Source organism: Bradyrhizobium sp. WBOS07 (genome assembly GCF_024585165.1).
GTDB classification, from domain to species: Bacteria; Pseudomonadota; Alphaproteobacteria; order Rhizobiales; family Xanthobacteraceae; genus Bradyrhizobium; species Bradyrhizobium japonicum_B.
Genome location: NZ_CP029008.1, coordinates 2,869,505 through 2,884,481, shown reverse-complemented (window position 1 = coordinate 2,884,481; position 14,977 = coordinate 2,869,505). Strand labels below are relative to the sequence as shown.

Here is a 14,977-nt window from a genome sequence, read left to right as displayed (position 1 = left end):
AGACAATTGAGATGGCCAAGGTACTGGTCGTGACATCAGGCAAGGGCGGGGTGGGCAAGACCACGACCACCGCCGCGCTGGGAGCGGCGCTGGCGCAGCGCGGCGACAAGGTCGTCGTCGTCGACTTCGACGTCGGCCTGCGCAACCTCGACCTCGTGATGGGCGCCGAGCGCCGCGTCGTGTTCGACCTCATCAACGTGGTGCAGGGCGTGGCGAAGCTGCCGCAGGCCCTGATCCGCGACAAGCGGCTGGAGAACCTCTGGCTGCTGCCGGCTTCCCAGACCCGCGACAAGGACGCTCTGACGGAAGAGGGCGTCGGCAAGGTCATCGCCGATCTGCGCGAGCGCTTCGACTGGGTGATCTGCGACAGCCCGGCCGGCATCGAGCGCGGCGCCTCCATGGCGATGCGCTTCGCCGACGAGGCCGTGATCGTCACCAATCCGGAAGTGTCCTCGGTGCGCGATTCCGACCGCATCATCGGCATGCTCGATTCCAAGACCGTGCGGGCCGAGAAGGGCGAGCGGGTCGAGAAGCACATCCTCATCACCCGCTACGATCCCTCGCGCGCCGCGCGCGGCGAGATGCTGACGATCGACGACATCCTCGAGATCCTCGCAACGCCCTTGCTCGGCATCATCCCCGAGAGCCAGGACGTGCTGCGTGCCTCCAATGTCGGCACGCCCGTCACGCTGTCGAATGCCGACGGCGCTCCGGCGCGGGCCTATATCGACGCGGCACGCCGGCTGTGCGGCGACACCGTGCCGATGCAGGTGCCGACCGAGCGCAAAGGCTTCATGGATCGCCTGCTGCGACGGAGGGCGGCATGAGCATGGGTCTGCTTCGGCTTCTCCGCGGCAACAAGGCCTCTGCACCCGTCGCGCGCGAACGGCTGCAGATCCTGCTTGCCCATGAACGCGGAATGCGCGGCCAGCCTGATTTGCTCGGCGTGCTGCGCGAGGAAATCCTTGCCGTCGTCTCCAGGCACGTGACGCTGGATCCGACCAAGGTCATCGTCCGGCTCGAACGCGGCGACGAGGTCTCGACCCTGGAGGTCGATATCGAGGTGCCCAACGATTTCGAGCGCAAGAAAGCCGCGGTCGCGTAGGGATCGCGGCCGACGACAAGCCATTTCGGGGTGGGTGAGAAGGCGGTCCGCTGGGCATAGCGGGCCGCCTTTGTCGTTCGCGTCACTCCGGCTCCCGGCCAGCCAATGTGATCGATGGCGGGCGGAACGGGACCTGCGGCGAAGTCGTTACCGAAAACCGCGGAGAGCCGAGCCACGGCCACGCGGTTTCGTCAGACGGAGAGCGCCCATGATGTCCGAGGTCCAGGTCCATACCGTTGCGCGGCAGATGCTCGAGCAGCACGGTTTTGCTGCGATCGCGAAGGCCGCCGAGCAGGCCCAGGCTTGCGAGAGCCGCGGCGAGGGCGACGAGGCCAGGGAGTGGCGTCACATCGCCGACGCCATGAAGATCATGCGTGGGCCCCACCAGGGCTGACCGCCGCAGCACGAGCTGCGTCAACGGCCGTCGCGTTCGGTTCCGTGCGATTGGGATCGGCGGGTTTGCGACGGGTTGCGGTCCCCTGCCTCCTTGCAGGGCAGCGGCTCCCAGGTCCCGTCAGGCGCCTGCTGATACGCGCTGCACCCGGAAGAGGGCGAATTGCCCTCGGCTTTCTGGCTGTCTGAGTTCTTCGCCAGCACTGGGCCGGTCAGCACCGTGGCGGCCGCGAGCGTGCCGGCGAAAACGACATGGATCATCCGCATGAGAGGTTCCTGTTCGATTTCGAAGAGGCCCCGCATGCTTGCCAGAATTGTGACAATTGTTGGCCGGCGGACAGTCTCCTGGCCGCGTGCTTAACGCGCCCTTGTCAACCGCCCGTTTTAGCCGCCCTTGGCGCGGATCAGGCCGGCGAGGTTGGTCTTCTGCACCTCGCACCAGCTCGGCATGCCGAGGCGCCGCTGGTTGAGATCTGTCGCCTGGGTCGCCACCGCGACCTCGGCCATCAGATCGTCATCCTGCTTCTCGCCCATCTTGCCGCCAGTGTGCATCCAGGCGATCGCCTTGCGCACCTTCTCGGTGGTGCCCTCGGGCAGGTGCATCTGTTCCGCCCTCTGCACGAGATCCTGGTAGACGACGTCCGTGCCCGGGCATTGAACCTTGGCGGCGAAGGCTTGCAGCATCAGGGTCACATAGGTCGAGCGTGTGTGGTCCTTAGCCGGGTCCTTAGCCTGGTCCTGGGCCTGGGCGGGAGCTGCGCTCAGCAACAGGGCAGCGATCAGCAAACCGTAGCGCATCCTGGTCTTTCCTCCGATTTTTGGCGAGGCTAGCGTCCGGCGCGCGGCTCCGCAATGGTGCCAGGGCAGATTTGTCGCACCTGCTGGAGTGCGCTATCGTGACTGGCCCCGCCTTGGAGAGCGACATGAGCCTGTTCAGCACGCCGTTCGATCCCACCCACGATACGGCGCTCGTGACTGGCGCGGGCAACGGCATCGGCCGCGCCATCGCGCAGGCTCTGGTCGGCGAGGGCGTGCGGACCGTGTTCGCCGACGTCGATGCGGGCCGGGTGAGCGCCGCGATCGGGGCCAGCCCGCGGCCCGAGCTCGCCGTGCCCTGGGTCGGCGATCTCGCCGAGCCGGCCGCATGCGAGGCGTTGCTCGAAGCGGCCAAGACGGCATTGGGCGAGATCACGCATTTCGTTCACAGCGCGTCGCCGCCGCGGCGCGAGGCCGATCATGCGCTCGCGGTCGATCGCAGGACCTGGCAGCAGATGCATGCCGTCAATCTCGATGCCGGCTTTCACCTGGGGCGCGAACTCGCCAAGCGCCTGATCGCGGCGAAACGGCCGGGCTCGTTCCTGTTTCTCACCTCGCTGCATGCAGGCACGCCGCGCAACCTGCCGCATTATTCCACGGCGAAGGCAGGGTTGGCGATGCTGGTGAAGGAATTGGCCAGGACGTTCGGCCGCTACGGCATCCGCGTCAATGCGCTGGTGCCTGGCGCGATCGCGGCCGGCGGTTTCGTTGCGGATCCCGCGCTGGCGCGGCACATTCCGCTCGGGCGTCTCGGCGAGGCGAGCGACCTCGCACCGATGGCGCTCACGGTGCTGTCGAACAAGCTGTCCGGTTACGTCACCGGCGCGGCCTTCGTCGTCGACGGCGGCTTGGCGCTGACCAATTGGTTCGAGCCGCCGGCGCTCGACGCCTAAGTCAGCGGCGCCAGGCCGGCACCGGATCGAGCGGCGTGCGATAGAGCTCGTTGTGATCGCGATCGGTGACGCGCACCGCGCAACCCTTCTGCTGCAGCTCCGGCTTCACCTGCGACAGCTCGCATGCGAGTTGATCGGCGCGGTCGGAGGCGACCTCGATGTCCTCGAGAATGATTCCGCCCTGGTTCCTGAACTCTTCACCAACCACGAGATCGAAGGAGTAGTAAGGCATCCGAATTCCCCGATGTGACGACCCGGCTTTAAAAACAAATCTTCAATGGAAATCTCGACACGTCCGGATGTTAGCACTGAGTCGATATCTATCGAATGAACGGGCCGCGCAATCTCTGTGCTTATGGCGCAGAAATGATGTGCAGCCTGCGGGGCCGTTAAGAGTTTATTAAATACGTGGCGCAATCATCAAGGCATGGAATTGCAGCAGAACCGGGCTCCGGGAACCGGCAGCTGCAAGAGAAGGCCGCCGGCATAGATCCCGACGGCCTTTTCTCTTGAGCGTGAAATAGCGCTTCCCGTAATTGCCCGGACTCAACCCATCGTCTAGCGCAACGGCATCGGCGGACGCACGATCGGGCCGTCGTCATCGGCAACGGCTTGCGTCGTGGTGACAGGTGGCGGCGGGACAGCGGCAGCTTGCGACTGCGGCGGCGGCGGCGCGAGCGGCTGGGGCGAATAAGCCGGCATGTAAGTTTGCGACACGGCGGGTTTCGGTTTGCGAACCGGCGGCGCCGGAGGTTTCGGCGGCAGCGCGGCTGCGCGTGTGCGCGGGTCGACCGGCTTGGCCTCAGCCACCGGTTTCGGTGCAGGCGGCTTCGCCATCTCGCGCGCCATCTGCTCCTGTCCGGCCTTTAGTTCGGCGATGTTGGCCTTGAGCTGCTCGATCTGTTGCGCCATCGCGGCGAGGTCGCGCGTCATCGATTGCACCGACTGCGCTGAATCGGAAGCTGTTGCCGCAGGCGCGGCTGTTGCAACCTGCGCCACAGGCGGCGTGGCCGATTGATCCATGACTTGATCGGTCGGCGTTTGCGCTGCGGGCGGCGCATCTTGCTGCGCCGGCGCCGCGGCCTGCGCTGGGGCGAGCGGCGCGGTCTGCGATGTCGAGGGCAGCAGCGACGTCAACGACGTCAACGACGTCAGAGCAGGCGTCCATTCGGCGAGCATCTGCTTGGCCGTATCGCCGTGCCGCTCCCAGGCGATGGTGGCGGCCGCGCTTCCTCCCGCAAACAGGAACGTGACGAACGCGCCGCGCAGCCACTTGCGCATTGCCGATCGCTTCGGCCGGACATGATCGTCGCTCGCTGCGACGCGCACGGCCGTGTCGACCGAGGGCGGCGGCGGCGCCGGCGGCTCCGAGACCGGAGCGAACCTCGGCTCCAGGGAGCGTTTGGGTTCCAGAGAGATCTTGGGCGGCGGCGCGAATTTCGGCTCCGGACGGGTCGCGACGTCAGGCGCCAACGCGGGTGCCACGCTGACGGGGCGCGAGGCCAGCACGATGTCGGGCGAAATCTGAATCGCGTCGTGCGGATCGTTGTCCTTGACCGTGTCCTTCACGATCTCATCGACGATTTGCTTGGGGTTCAGCGTCGCGAGCATCGCAGCTCCTTTGAAGCCCAGGCGTTGAGGCCCGGTGTTACGTCCTGGTCGCTCGCATTGGCGCGAGCCGATCTGTCGAGGGGAGCCCACCTAATCCGATGAGCCCCGGCGCATGACGCACGAGTCCAGCCGGGTTTGACCAAAGCAAGGCGAGGGGATGGAGATGATGCGACGCTCTTCCGCCGTTTGTGGTGATGGAACCGGATTTGTCGAACACGTGCACGTGTTTCCCGTTGCCTTGTTTTCAGCACGATTTTGGCAACATCTGGCGATGCTGGGGGTGCTATCCGCTAGAGGGGCCGGCGGTGCCAAAATCTTTAATCGCTTTATTCGCTATTGCCTTGCTGCCGCTGGGCGGCTGCATGCAGACCACGCTTTCACCTTCGAGCGATGCGAGCATGACGCCGCGCGACCGGCAGCTGCTCGCGCATACGCCATATGCGAAGGCGAATGTGCCAGAGCAATATCTCCGTCACATCGTCGATTATCACCGCAAGGAGCAGCCCGGCACCATCCTCGTCGATACCGACGCCCGCTACCTCTATTTCGTGCTGCCTGACGGCAAGGCGATCCGTTACGGCGTTGCAGTGGGCGAGGAAGCCATGGCGTTCTCCGGCGTCGCGCGGGTCGGCCGCCTAGCGGAATGGCCGGACTGGGTTCCGACGGCAGATATCCAGGCGCGGCTCGGACCGTATCCGGCACGGGTTCCCGGCGGTCCCGCCAACCCGCTGGGCGCGCGCGGCATCTATCTCTATGTCGGCAACAAGGACACGCTTTATCGCATCCACGGCACCAACCAGCCTGAATATATCGGCCAGGCGATCTCGTCTGGCTGCATCCGGATGCGCAACGAGGACGTGATCGACCTGTACGACCGGGTAAAGCTCAATTCGATGGTCGTGGTGCTGCCGCCCGGACAGAGCGCGCGGGCCGAGGCGGGCGGTGGCTGGCAGAGCTTACGCGCGCTCTGACGTCACATGCTTGGGCTGATCCCGCGCTAGTCGGCAGGCCGCGCGATTCGCCATTGCAGTGTCGTGGCGTTGCCCTTGGCGTCGCCGGGCGCCTTGTCGGCGGGCGAGGTGTAGAGCGGACGATAGCGGTACGCCCACATCCTGCTGCCGTCGTCGCGGCTGATCACGGTGAAGTCGCCGACCGCCTTGGCGTCGGCCGTTGCGGGCAGCGGCACCCAGTTCTCGGTGCACTTGCCGTTGCAGTTCGACGTCTTTCCGGTGGTGTCGCGCTCATAAGTATAGAGCGTCATGCCATTGAGATCGACGAGCTTGGGACCCTGCTTGGTCAGGATGACCTTGGCCGGAGCCACCGGCGCCTCGACCTTCGGCGGAGGAGGGTCACCGCCGCCATGGCCGCCCGCCACCGCATGACTGACCGTGAGCGTCATGGCTGCGGCCACAACGAGGAACCTGAACATTCCGAACTCCGTCCCGCAAAGTTAATCGCGCGTTAAGCGCCCAATGCGGCCGACGTTAGCAGCTGAAAGTTAGTTCCTGGTTTCGTGCGCTGCGACAATTGCGGCACGTGCGGCATCAGACCGGCGCATCGCGCAGCGGAGCGCGGCTGAGATCGTTGCCGGCGGCAATCGCCTTGCGCAGCAGTCGCATCAAGTCCTCGGCCTCTTTCGCGCTGAGGCCGCGCAGCATGATGCGTTGGGCCGATTCGACCGCCGGCGTGATCTTGCGCAGCGTGCGCCGGCCTTCGTCGGTGATGACGAGCTCGCGGGCGCGGCGGTCGCGGCTGGAGGCGCGCCGCTCGGCGAGGCCCTTCTGCACGAGGCGGTCGATTACGCCGGTGATGGTGGTGCGGTCGTAGGCGATGAGGCCCGCAAGCGTCACCTGGTCGAGCCCCGGATTGGCCTTGATCGTCGCAAGCGCGGCGTATTGCACCGGCGTCAGGTCGAAGCCGGCATCCTCGACCTCGGCCAGGAACACCGCGACGGCGATCTGCTGGAACCGGCGCGCCAGATGCCCGGGCATGTCGTTGTTGTCTTTCACCGAATTCTTCTCCTGGGACGGGGACGCTGCGGCTCATTGACAAGTATACTGATAGTCAGCATACTGAGCAATATCCAAACAGAGCGTTGCCGGGGAGAGGTGCTCATGCAATTCCATCTCAATGGATTTCAGCCGGGCGATCCCGAGATAGCCGATCCCGCCGACCGCCTTCAGGCTTCCGGCGCAGCGGGCGCCGTGCCCGACGAGGTCGATGTCCTCATCGTCGGCTGCGGGCCGGCCGGCCTCACGCTCGCGGCTCAGCTCGCGCAATTCCCCGACATCAAGACCTGCATCGTCGAGCAGAAGTCGGACCGCCTGCTGGTCGGGCAGGCCGACGGCATCGCCTGCCGTACCATGGAGATGTTTCATGCCTACGGCTTCAGCGAGCGCGTGCTGAAGGAGGCCTATTGGGTCAACGAGACGACGTTCTGGAAGCCCGACGAACGCAGGCCGGACACCATCATCCGCAGCGGCCGGGTGCAGGACGTCGAGGACGGCCTGTCTGAATTCCCGCACGTCATCCTCAACCAGGCACGTATCCATGACGGCTTTCTCGACGTCATGCGCAAATCGCCGGCCAAGCTCGAACCCCATTACAGCCGCCGTCTTCTCGACCTCCAGGTCGATCCGGCCGCAGGTCCCGGCGATCATGCCGTGACGGTGCGTCTCGAACGCGTCGATGCCGCGAACGAGGGCAAGGTCGAGACGGTCAAGGCGCGCTATGTCGTCGGCTGCGACGGCGCGCGCAGCACGGTGCGCAAGTCGATCGGACGCGAGCTGCACGGCGATTCCGCCAACCACGCCTGGGGTGTGATGGACGTGCTGGCCGTGACGGATTTTCCGGACATCCGCTTCAAGTCGCTGATCCAGTCGGCCAGGGACGGCAGCCTGCTGATCATTCCGCGCGAAGGCGGCTACATGGTCCGCATCTATGTCGAGCTCGCCAAGCTCGAGGTCGGCGAGCGCGTCGCGAGCCGCAACATCACCGCCGATGACGTCATCGCCAAGGCGCAGCGGATCCTGAAGCCGCATACGCTGGAGGTGAAGGAGATCGCCTGGTGGTCGGTCTACGAGATCGGCCAGCGCCTGACCGACAAGTTCGACGACGTGCCGGACGCGGAGACCGCAACGCGCCTGCCGCGCATCTTCATCGCAGGCGATGCATGCCACACCCACAGCCCGAAGGCGGGGCAGGGCATGAACGTCTCGATGCAGGACGCCTTCAATCTCGGCTGGAAGCTCGCGGCCGTCATGCGGAAGCAGTGCGCCCCACAGCTGCTGCATTCCTATTCGGCCGAGCGCCAGGCGGTCGCCAAGGAGCTGATCGATTTCGACCGCGAATGGGCGGGCATTCTTGCCTCCGCCGCAAAGGCCGGCGGCGCCGATGCTGCCAAAACCCAGGACTATTTCGTCCGGCACGGCCGCTACACCGCGGGCACGGCGACGCATTACAGGCCGTCGCTCCTCACCGGCGCGGCGTCGCATCAGCACCTCGCGCAAGGCCTCGTCATCGGCAAGCGCTTCCATTCCGCCCCGGTGATCCGGCTGGCTGACGCCAAGCCGGTGCATCTCGGTCATGCCGGGCAGGCCGACGGCCGTTTCCGGATCTATGCCTTCTCTCCCGCGGAAGATCCTGCAGCCGCAGGCTCGGCCCTTCGCGCGCTCTGCAATTTCCTGACCGAGGCGCGGGAGTCGCCGGTGAGGCGCTATACGCCTGGCGGCGCCGACGTCGACAGCGTGATCGATCTGCGCGCGGTGTTTCAGCAGAACCATCGTGAGCTCGCCGTCGAGGCAATGCCGCCGCTGCTGCTCCCGCGTAAAGGCCGTTACGGCTTGCGCGACTACGAGAAGATGTACTGCCCGGACCTCAAGAGCGGCCACGACGTTTTCGCCATGCGGGGCATCGATCGGACAGCCGGTTGCATGGTCGTGGTGAGGCCGGACCAGTATGTCGCGAACGTGCTGCCGCTCGACGACTTTGCCGGGCTTGCATCGTACTTCGACGCGTTCATGTTGCAGGTCAACTGACGATCGGACAGCGACGCTGGCGCGTTGCGCCGATGAACGGCGAATGAATATTGAACCGCGACCGACTGCGTTTCAATCTTTCGGGCAGATGCGGCCCTCGCGCACGGAACGCCCATTCCGCCAGCGCGTTCCGACTCGAAAGAAGAGGAACACGCCATGAAATTCAAGAGCGTTTTGATTGCCGCATTGCTGTTCGCGCCAACGGCCGCACTGGCCGCGCCGGGCATCGTCACCGTCTCGACCGGCCTGCGGGCCGGCCCGGGCGCAGGCTTTCCCCTGGTCGATCGCATCCCCGGAGGCGCCCGCGTCAACATCCATGGCTGCCTGCGCGGCAACGCCTGGTGCGATGTCAGCTTTTCCGACGATCGCGGCTGGGTGTCATCGCAATATCTCGAATATCTCTATCGCAACCGCTACGTTTATCTGCCCGACTATGTCGACGAGATCGGCGTGCCCGTGGTCCCGTTCGTGCTGACATCGTACTGGTCGAACCATTATTCGGGGCGTCCCTGGTATCGCCGCCACGCCTACTGGAGCAGCTACTGGACATCGCACCGGAGCATCGCGACCCGAATGACGCTTGACCCGCGCGCGGCCCGTATCGGTCGCGCGGCGACGCGCGATGCGGCGGTTGCTTTGGAGCGGGAAGGCGTGCGGGGCAGGGGCGCCGCGATCTCCGGACGCAACGCCGCGAACGCGCGGCCCGACGCCGCGATCGCCACGCGTGACGCTGCGATCACGAGACGTGACGCTGCGACCACGAGACGTGACGCTGCGATCACGAGACGTGACGCGGCGATCACGAGACGTGACGCGGCGATCGCGAAGCGCGACGCGGCTGTTGCCGCCGACCGGACGCGTGCCGGACGGAGCGAGCGCGCCGCGCATGAGCGGACCCATGTGCAGACTCGCAGTCCGCGCGATGCCCAGGCCCGCATGATACACGAGCGGGCCGCAAGCCCCGCTGCGGTGCGGACCCGGCCGATGGCTCGCGCGCATGAAGCCCCGCGTGGCTCGGCCGCACCTGCCGAGCGACGCGCAATGCCGCATGTCGCGCAGCCGAATGTGAGCCACGGCGCGCCGATGAATGCCCGAGCGCAGATGCCGGCGCCCCGTGCCGCTGCGCCTGCAATGCCGCAGGGCGGTGGCGGCGCTCCGCACGTCAACGCCGCGCCCCGCGGCGGCGGTGCTCCGGCCGGCGGCCCCGGCGGCGGCCATCAGAAGCGCTAAGAAGCCCGAAGGAAAGCCCGGCCCGCGCGCCGGGCTTTCTGCAGGATCGAGTCGGGTTCCCTGCGCGTACAATTTAAGAAAGTTCTTCGCGGGCAGATTTCATCGATCGTAAGATGTGTACCCAAAGATGCAAGCATCCACTCGGGGCAGCGGGGCACGGGAGGATGAAGATGAGACAAAGCCAGGCGGAGACGCGCCGCCACAACGTCGCGAAGCGGTCGATGACCAAAGAGGCCAAGCAGCTGGCGGGTCTGATTGCCGGGCTGCGCGAATCCCTGGAAGGGATTCACAAGGAGCGGATGGGCGCGAAGCTCACCGGCGCCGAGATCGGCATGCTCGACGAGCGTCGCAACAATCTGCTGCTCACCATCGCAGCCCTCGACGACCGCCTCTCGGCAGTGCAGGGACTGATCGATCTCGGCCGTCCCCATATCATCCGCGTGCATTAGCGGAGCGCGAGGTTGGGACGCTCGGTTCCGTTGCAGCTGATGTGACGGACCAGCTCCCGTGCCCGATTCAGGACGACATGAAGGCGGCTCGGCGCCGGCCGCCGGCGTCGCGCCTGCGGATGGCACCAAATTGCCACGCTCCCGGCGAATTGCCGCCAAAGCCCGCTGCCACGAGGAGGGCGGGTGCAGGGCGACGCAAGGGGACGCGAATTGGCCTACAAGATGATCGCAGAACGCGACAATGAGAAGTACAGTTTCGCCCGCGAGAGCCGGCTGCTCATCGTGGCAAAGGCCAGGGTGTGGGCGAGCGAAGGGTGGCGCGTCGTCATCACCGACCAGGATGGCAAGGCCTACGCGCCGCCCGAATTCGATCAGCTGTCGGCGGCGTAACCGACGCGCGGCCGAGGGGACGTCATTTGACATCGCTGTTTGGTCCGGGGCGCGCGCCGATCGCGGCCTTGATGAGTCTTGCAGCCGCGGCCGTTTTCACGGCGACGGTCGCGGCCGCGCAAAATCTCGACGCCGGCAAGTCGCCCGCCAAGCTCTTCGCTGACAGCTGTGCGACCTGCCATCGCAGTCCGCGCGGCCTTGCCAAGGGTCGCTTTACCCTGACGCTGTCCTGGTTCCTGAAGGACCATTACGCGACCAGCTCGGACTCGGCGAGGATGCTCGCCGCCTATCTGGAATCGGTCGACGAGCCGCCGCCGCGCGCTGCGGCCAGGCCCGCGAAGAAGCCGGCGCGATCCACTCCGAATCAGCCCAAGCCGGCGCAGAGCCAGTAGCTCTGCGCGCCGCAGCTTGCCGGGATCAACGCACCGCACTCTCCGAGAACAGGTTGATGATCACGACGCCTGATACGATCAGGGCGATACCGACGAAGGCTGCGGAGTCCAGGATCTGGCGGAACAGCACGAACGAGACGGTGGCGGTCAGGATGATGCCGACCCCGCCCCAGATCGCATAGGCGATGCTCAACGGAATGACCCGGATCGCGACCGACAGCGCATAGAACGAGGCGACGTAGAACATCACCATCGCCAGCGTCGGCCAGGGACGGGTGAACTGCGCGGACTGCTGCAGGAGCGCCGACGCGATGACCTCGAACACGATGCCAAGGGCGAGGGCCGCGTAAGCATTGAAAGCGGAGGTCATGAGCCTCTCGGCGCAAGAGAGAAACCGCAGGGGCAGCCAAGTCAGCCCCATGGATGGCTTTTTGCCGCGAGCAGATATCATGTGTGAGTGACGAACCTGCGACACCGGTTGGAATGCGAACGGGGCCGCGAGACGCTATGACCGACATGTCTGCGCCTATCTTGCGAGGTTGTCGCGGCGCTGAGGGATTGCCAGCAGCAGCGTTCGAAGGTTGATTGTTGTTCAGATCTCGGGGGATTATGGGTTAGCCTCGCCGCATTCGTCATCCATTCATCGAGTCCCCGCGCCATGCACGTTCTCCGCGCCCAGTTCCGCATCGAGACACAGCGCGCGCTGGAGTTTGCCGCATCTCGCGGCTTCGGCGTGATCGTGGCGGCGGACGGGCGCGGGCCGCGGGCCTCGCACGTGCCATTCGTGCTGACCGAGCGCGGCGGGCGCACCGTCGTGCAGATTCACTTCACCGCCAAGAATCCGCTTGTGGCGCTGGCCGATGGCAGCAGACGATTTCTGCTGATCGTTACGGGCGACGATGCCTATGTCTCCAACGACTGGTATGCCTCACGCGACAACGTCTCGACCTGGCTTTACGAAGCGGTGCACCTGTCGGGCGTGGCCCATCTGCGCGGGCTCGACGAGAACCGCGGACACGGCGATGCGCTGCTCGCAATCTCCGAGGCGCGCTTACCGAAAGAACCCTGGGACCTCGCGCAGATGGAGCCGGGCAAGCGTGAGAGCATGCTGGCTGCGATCCGCGTCGTCGATCTCGTGGTGGATGAGGTCGAAGGCCAGGCCAAGCTCAACCAGCACAAGAGCGATGCTGACCATGTCGCGGTCGTCGATCGATTGGCGCGGTCGGAGGAGTCGGGTCACCGGCGGCTGGCGCGCAAGATGCAGGCGCTGCGGCAGGGGCTTGGATACGAGATGCCGTAGCGCTTGCCTCGCGCAACGTTTGACCTTACGGACCTTCCTCATGCTCGTGATCTCCATTCAGAGCCAGGTTGTCCACGGCCATGTCGGCAACAGCGCGGCCGCCTATGCGATGCAGGCGGAGGGGGTGAACGTTGCAGCGGTGCCGACGACGCTGCTGTCCAACCATCCGCGCTATCCGAGCCTGCGCGGCCGGGTGCTGGAGACCGAGCTCGTCGCCGATCTCCTGAGGGGTGTCGAGGAGCGCGGGCTGGTCGACGAAGCCGCCGTGCTCGTGACCGGCTATCTCGGCTCACCGGGCAATGCCGCCGCGATCGCCGATTTCGTCGAGCGGGCGCTGACGCGGAATCCGAAGCTCGTCTATCTCTGCGATCCCGTGATCGGCGATGACGGCCGCGTCTATGTCGCCGACGGCATTTTGGACGTGGTCCGGCACCGGCTGCTGCCGGCGGCGAAGCTGACGACGCCGAACCAGTTCGAGCTCGAGCTGCTTTCCGGCCTCACGATCGCGGATGCGCAGGGCCTGCGCGCCGCGTGTGCGGCGCTGGCGGGGACCGGTCGCATCGACGTCGTCGCGACCGGCTGCACGCTCGCCGATACGGCGGCAGGGCAGGTGGAGACGATCCTGTGCGCCGGCGGGCAATTATCGCGCTTTGCGACTGCGCGCCTGCCGATCCGCCCTTACGGCACCGGCGATCTCCTCACCGGCCTGATCGCAGCACATTTGGCCAAGGGCCAGGCGACGGAGGCAGCGGTGCGGCTTGCGGTCGACACCGTCTTTGCGGTGCTGGTACGCACACAGGACGCCGGCACGGCCGAGATGCGGCTGGTGCCGCTGCCGACGCCGGGACGCGCGACGTAACGGCTTCAGGTCGCGGGCTTACCGGCCGATTGCGCCGACTTCTGCGGCTTGGCGGGACTCTTCTGCTCGCGCGCGACCTGGGCCTTTGGCGGCTTGGCATGCGATGCGGCACGCACCGCCTGCTTGGGCTTCACGCTGGCGACTTGCTTGCCGTCGCCGGTGCCGCGGCGCGAGATGTACTCCTTGCCGTCGATGGGACCGACATGCGGCGGATCGCGGCCGAGATAGGGCCGGCCGATGCCATACGCCTTGCCGTTGGCGTCGACCCACTTCCACAGGATTTCGGTCGAGACCCAGCGCTGCGCACGGTTGTTGCCTTGCGTGCTGACGATGTCGGCCGCCATGCCGTGGCCGTAGCCGCCGCGCAAGCTGCCGCCGTGATAGGACCGGTCGGAGGCCGCTTTCAGGCCGCTCGCGATCGACTGGCGATAATCATCGCGGAACGCGCTGGTGATGCCGGGCGAGAGGCCGGCGGCCTCCGCGGCGAGCAGCGTGCGGAACAGCTTCAGCTTGAAGCTCTTGTCCATGCCGCCGATGACGTAGTCCATCATCGACATGCCGGCGTGCTCGGCCGCCTTCGGATCCTTCCAGGTGAAGTCCTGATCGACCAGCTTGGTGAAGTTGCGCATCACCGTGACCGTCTTGCCCTTGCGCTTGATCGTGACGGCGCGGCGCTCCTGGACCTTGATCGTGTCTTCCTTGGCGGTGCGTTGATAGAGCGCCCAGAGATAGCGGTCGACGCAGGCCTCCATGACGAAGCATTCGTCGAGCACGGCGACGGTGTCGGCCGGCGGCGATGGCTTGCTCACGGGCGTGACCGGGCCGCTGGCGATTGCCGCGGGCAACAGCGCGTCGGTCGTCACGATCTCGGTGGGATCGGCCGAGGCAAGCTTGATGGGCTCCGGCACAGCGACCGGGGCAGCCTCGCCGACGACGGGCTCCGGCTCGGGCGACATCTGCAACGCAGGCGGCGCCTCCACCGGCAGGATCAGCGCCGGATCGGCCGAGGCGAGCTTGATGGCGGGAGCGGGCGTCTCAGGCGCTGCTTCGCTCGTGGGAGCCGGTGCCGCGGCCACGGCAGCCGCGATGTCGGCGGTCAAGGCGATACCGTCCTCGATCGTCGCAGCGCGCGGCACGTCGGCGAGGTCGAGCCGGCTGACATCCTTGACGAGATCCTTAGCCAGGTCCTTGGCGCGCGAGACGGCAGCCGCATTGGCACCGCTGTTCTCGATCAGAGCAGGGGCATAGGCGGAGAGGGAGAGCGCCAGCCAGCCGGCGAGCACGGCCGAGGGGCATGTGACCGCCACCAGAAGAGACTGCCGATCGTTCATGATCCCTGCCTCCAAACGGTCTGCCCGAACCCGTCTTGTCCGGACAGTCATGATGCAAACAGCCTGACGCAAACAGCCTGGCACGGAAAGGCACGCAGTGCGTCGATTGTTCGGAGGACCGTGTGGCGGCGCAATGGCGCAAATCGGCAAAAATGGGCTTTTCGCAGCACT

Annotated in this window: 20 protein-coding genes; 12 read left to right on the top strand and 8 right to left on the bottom strand. The window is 66.1% G+C overall.

Annotation, left to right across the window (positions count from 1 at the left end):
- Positions 1-11 precede the first annotated feature (11 nt).
- From minD to DCM79_RS13560, 3 genes are all read left to right on the top strand, one after another.
- Positions 12-827 carry a septum site-determining protein MinD gene (gene minD, locus DCM79_RS13570; protein ID WP_028136733.1) on the top strand — a complete coding sequence of 272 codons (816 nt, stop codon included), beginning with the start codon at positions 12-14 and terminating at the stop codon, positions 825-827.
- A complete protein-coding gene (gene minE / locus DCM79_RS13565; protein WP_008144923.1) occupies positions 824-1,105 on the top strand; it encodes a cell division topological specificity factor MinE in 282 nt (93 codons plus the stop codon). The genes minD and minE overlap by 4 nt, the downstream gene beginning before the upstream one ends.
- Before the next feature lie 208 nt (positions 1,106-1,313).
- Positions 1,314-1,499 (top strand): hypothetical protein, encoded by a 186-nt coding sequence (locus tag DCM79_RS13560; RefSeq protein ID WP_028136731.1) that lies wholly within the window; start codon positions 1,314-1,316, stop codon positions 1,497-1,499.
- Between the two features lie 20 nt (positions 1,500-1,519).
- Here the strand turns inward: DCM79_RS13560 and DCM79_RS13555 are convergent, their stop codons facing one another.
- Entirely contained in the window at positions 1,520-1,765 is a 246-nt protein-coding gene (locus tag DCM79_RS13555; protein WP_028136730.1) for a hypothetical protein, read from the bottom strand.
- Positions 1,766-1,882: 117 nt separating this feature from the next.
- A complete protein-coding gene (locus DCM79_RS13550; RefSeq protein WP_257180259.1) occupies positions 1,883-2,296 on the bottom strand; it encodes a hypothetical protein in 414 nt (137 codons plus the stop codon).
- Between the two features lie 125 nt (positions 2,297-2,421).
- On the opposite strand from DCM79_RS13550, the gene DCM79_RS13545 reads away from it, so the two are divergent.
- Complete coding sequence (locus DCM79_RS13545) at positions 2,422-3,207, top strand: SDR family NAD(P)-dependent oxidoreductase (protein WP_257180258.1); 786 nt, start codon at positions 2,422-2,424, stop codon at positions 3,205-3,207.
- 1 nt (position 3,208) lies between these two features.
- Here the strand turns inward: DCM79_RS13545 and DCM79_RS13540 are convergent, their stop codons facing one another.
- Both DCM79_RS13540 and DCM79_RS13535 read right to left on the bottom strand, forming a co-directional pair.
- The gene (locus DCM79_RS13540) at positions 3,209-3,439 is read right to left on the bottom strand and encodes a hypothetical protein (protein WP_028136727.1); all 231 of its coding nucleotides are present in this window, start codon (positions 3,437-3,439) and stop codon (positions 3,209-3,211) included.
- Positions 3,440-3,765: 326 nt separating this feature from the next.
- Positions 3,766-4,818, bottom strand: a complete 1,053-nt coding sequence (locus DCM79_RS13535; protein WP_257180257.1) for a hypothetical protein — start codon at positions 4,816-4,818, stop codon at positions 3,766-3,768.
- 362 nt (positions 4,819-5,180) lie between these two features.
- Between DCM79_RS13535 and DCM79_RS13530 the strand changes: the two genes are divergently transcribed.
- Complete coding sequence (locus tag DCM79_RS13530) at positions 5,181-5,789, top strand: L,D-transpeptidase (RefSeq protein ID WP_257180255.1); 609 nt, start codon at positions 5,181-5,183, stop codon at positions 5,787-5,789.
- A gap of 26 nt (positions 5,790-5,815) precedes the next feature.
- Here the strand turns inward: DCM79_RS13530 and DCM79_RS13525 are convergent, their stop codons facing one another.
- Together DCM79_RS13525 and DCM79_RS13520 are read right to left on the bottom strand one after the other, a co-directional pair.
- The gene (locus DCM79_RS13525; RefSeq protein ID WP_257180254.1) at positions 5,816-6,247 is read right to left on the bottom strand and encodes a hypothetical protein; all 432 of its coding nucleotides are present in this window, start codon (positions 6,245-6,247) and stop codon (positions 5,816-5,818) included.
- Positions 6,248-6,362: 115 nt separating this feature from the next.
- Positions 6,363-6,827 carry a MarR family winged helix-turn-helix transcriptional regulator gene (locus tag DCM79_RS13520; protein ID WP_257180253.1) on the bottom strand — a complete coding sequence of 155 codons (465 nt, stop codon included), beginning with the start codon at positions 6,825-6,827 and terminating at the stop codon, positions 6,363-6,365.
- A gap of 105 nt (positions 6,828-6,932) precedes the next feature.
- On the opposite strand from DCM79_RS13520, the gene DCM79_RS13515 reads away from it, so the two are divergent.
- From DCM79_RS13515 to DCM79_RS13495, 5 genes are all read left to right on the top strand, one after another.
- Positions 6,933-8,855: an FAD-binding monooxygenase gene (locus tag DCM79_RS13515; RefSeq protein ID WP_257180252.1), complete on the top strand. Its 1,923-nt coding sequence runs from the start codon at positions 6,933-6,935 to the stop codon at positions 8,853-8,855.
- Positions 8,856-9,011: 156 nt separating this feature from the next.
- Complete coding sequence (locus DCM79_RS13510) at positions 9,012-10,085, top strand: SH3 domain-containing protein (RefSeq protein ID WP_257180251.1); 1,074 nt, start codon at positions 9,012-9,014, stop codon at positions 10,083-10,085.
- 170 nt (positions 10,086-10,255) lie between these two features.
- Positions 10,256-10,534, top strand: a complete 279-nt coding sequence (locus tag DCM79_RS13505) for a hypothetical protein (RefSeq protein ID WP_257180250.1) — start codon at positions 10,256-10,258, stop codon at positions 10,532-10,534.
- A 183-nt stretch (positions 10,535-10,717) separates the two neighbouring features.
- Positions 10,718-10,924, top strand: a complete 207-nt coding sequence (locus DCM79_RS13500) for a hypothetical protein (RefSeq protein ID WP_257180249.1) — start codon at positions 10,718-10,720, stop codon at positions 10,922-10,924.
- A 71-nt stretch (positions 10,925-10,995) separates the two neighbouring features.
- Positions 10,996-11,316 (top strand): hypothetical protein, encoded by a 321-nt coding sequence (locus DCM79_RS13495; protein WP_257180248.1) that lies wholly within the window; start codon positions 10,996-10,998, stop codon positions 11,314-11,316.
- A 25-nt stretch (positions 11,317-11,341) separates the two neighbouring features.
- On the opposite strand, the gene DCM79_RS13490 is transcribed toward DCM79_RS13495, so the two are convergent.
- Positions 11,342-11,686, bottom strand: coding sequence for a multidrug efflux SMR transporter (locus DCM79_RS13490; protein ID WP_257180247.1), 345 nt, complete (start codon positions 11,684-11,686; stop codon positions 11,342-11,344).
- A gap of 288 nt (positions 11,687-11,974) precedes the next feature.
- On the opposite strand from DCM79_RS13490, the gene DCM79_RS13485 reads away from it, so the two are divergent.
- On the top strand, positions 11,975-12,616 hold the full coding sequence (locus tag DCM79_RS13485; RefSeq protein WP_257180246.1) for an FMN-binding negative transcriptional regulator: 642 nt from the start codon (positions 11,975-11,977) through the stop codon (positions 12,614-12,616).
- 40 nt (positions 12,617-12,656) lie between these two features.
- Positions 12,657-13,475, top strand: coding sequence for a pyridoxal kinase (gene pdxY, locus DCM79_RS13480; RefSeq protein WP_257180245.1), 819 nt, complete (start codon positions 12,657-12,659; stop codon positions 13,473-13,475).
- A 5-nt stretch (positions 13,476-13,480) separates the two neighbouring features.
- On the opposite strand, the gene DCM79_RS13475 is transcribed toward pdxY, so the two are convergent.
- On the bottom strand, positions 13,481-14,806 hold the full coding sequence (locus DCM79_RS13475; RefSeq protein WP_257180244.1) for a hypothetical protein: 1,326 nt from the start codon (positions 14,804-14,806) through the stop codon (positions 13,481-13,483).
- Between the last annotated feature and the right edge of the window lie 171 nt (positions 14,807-14,977).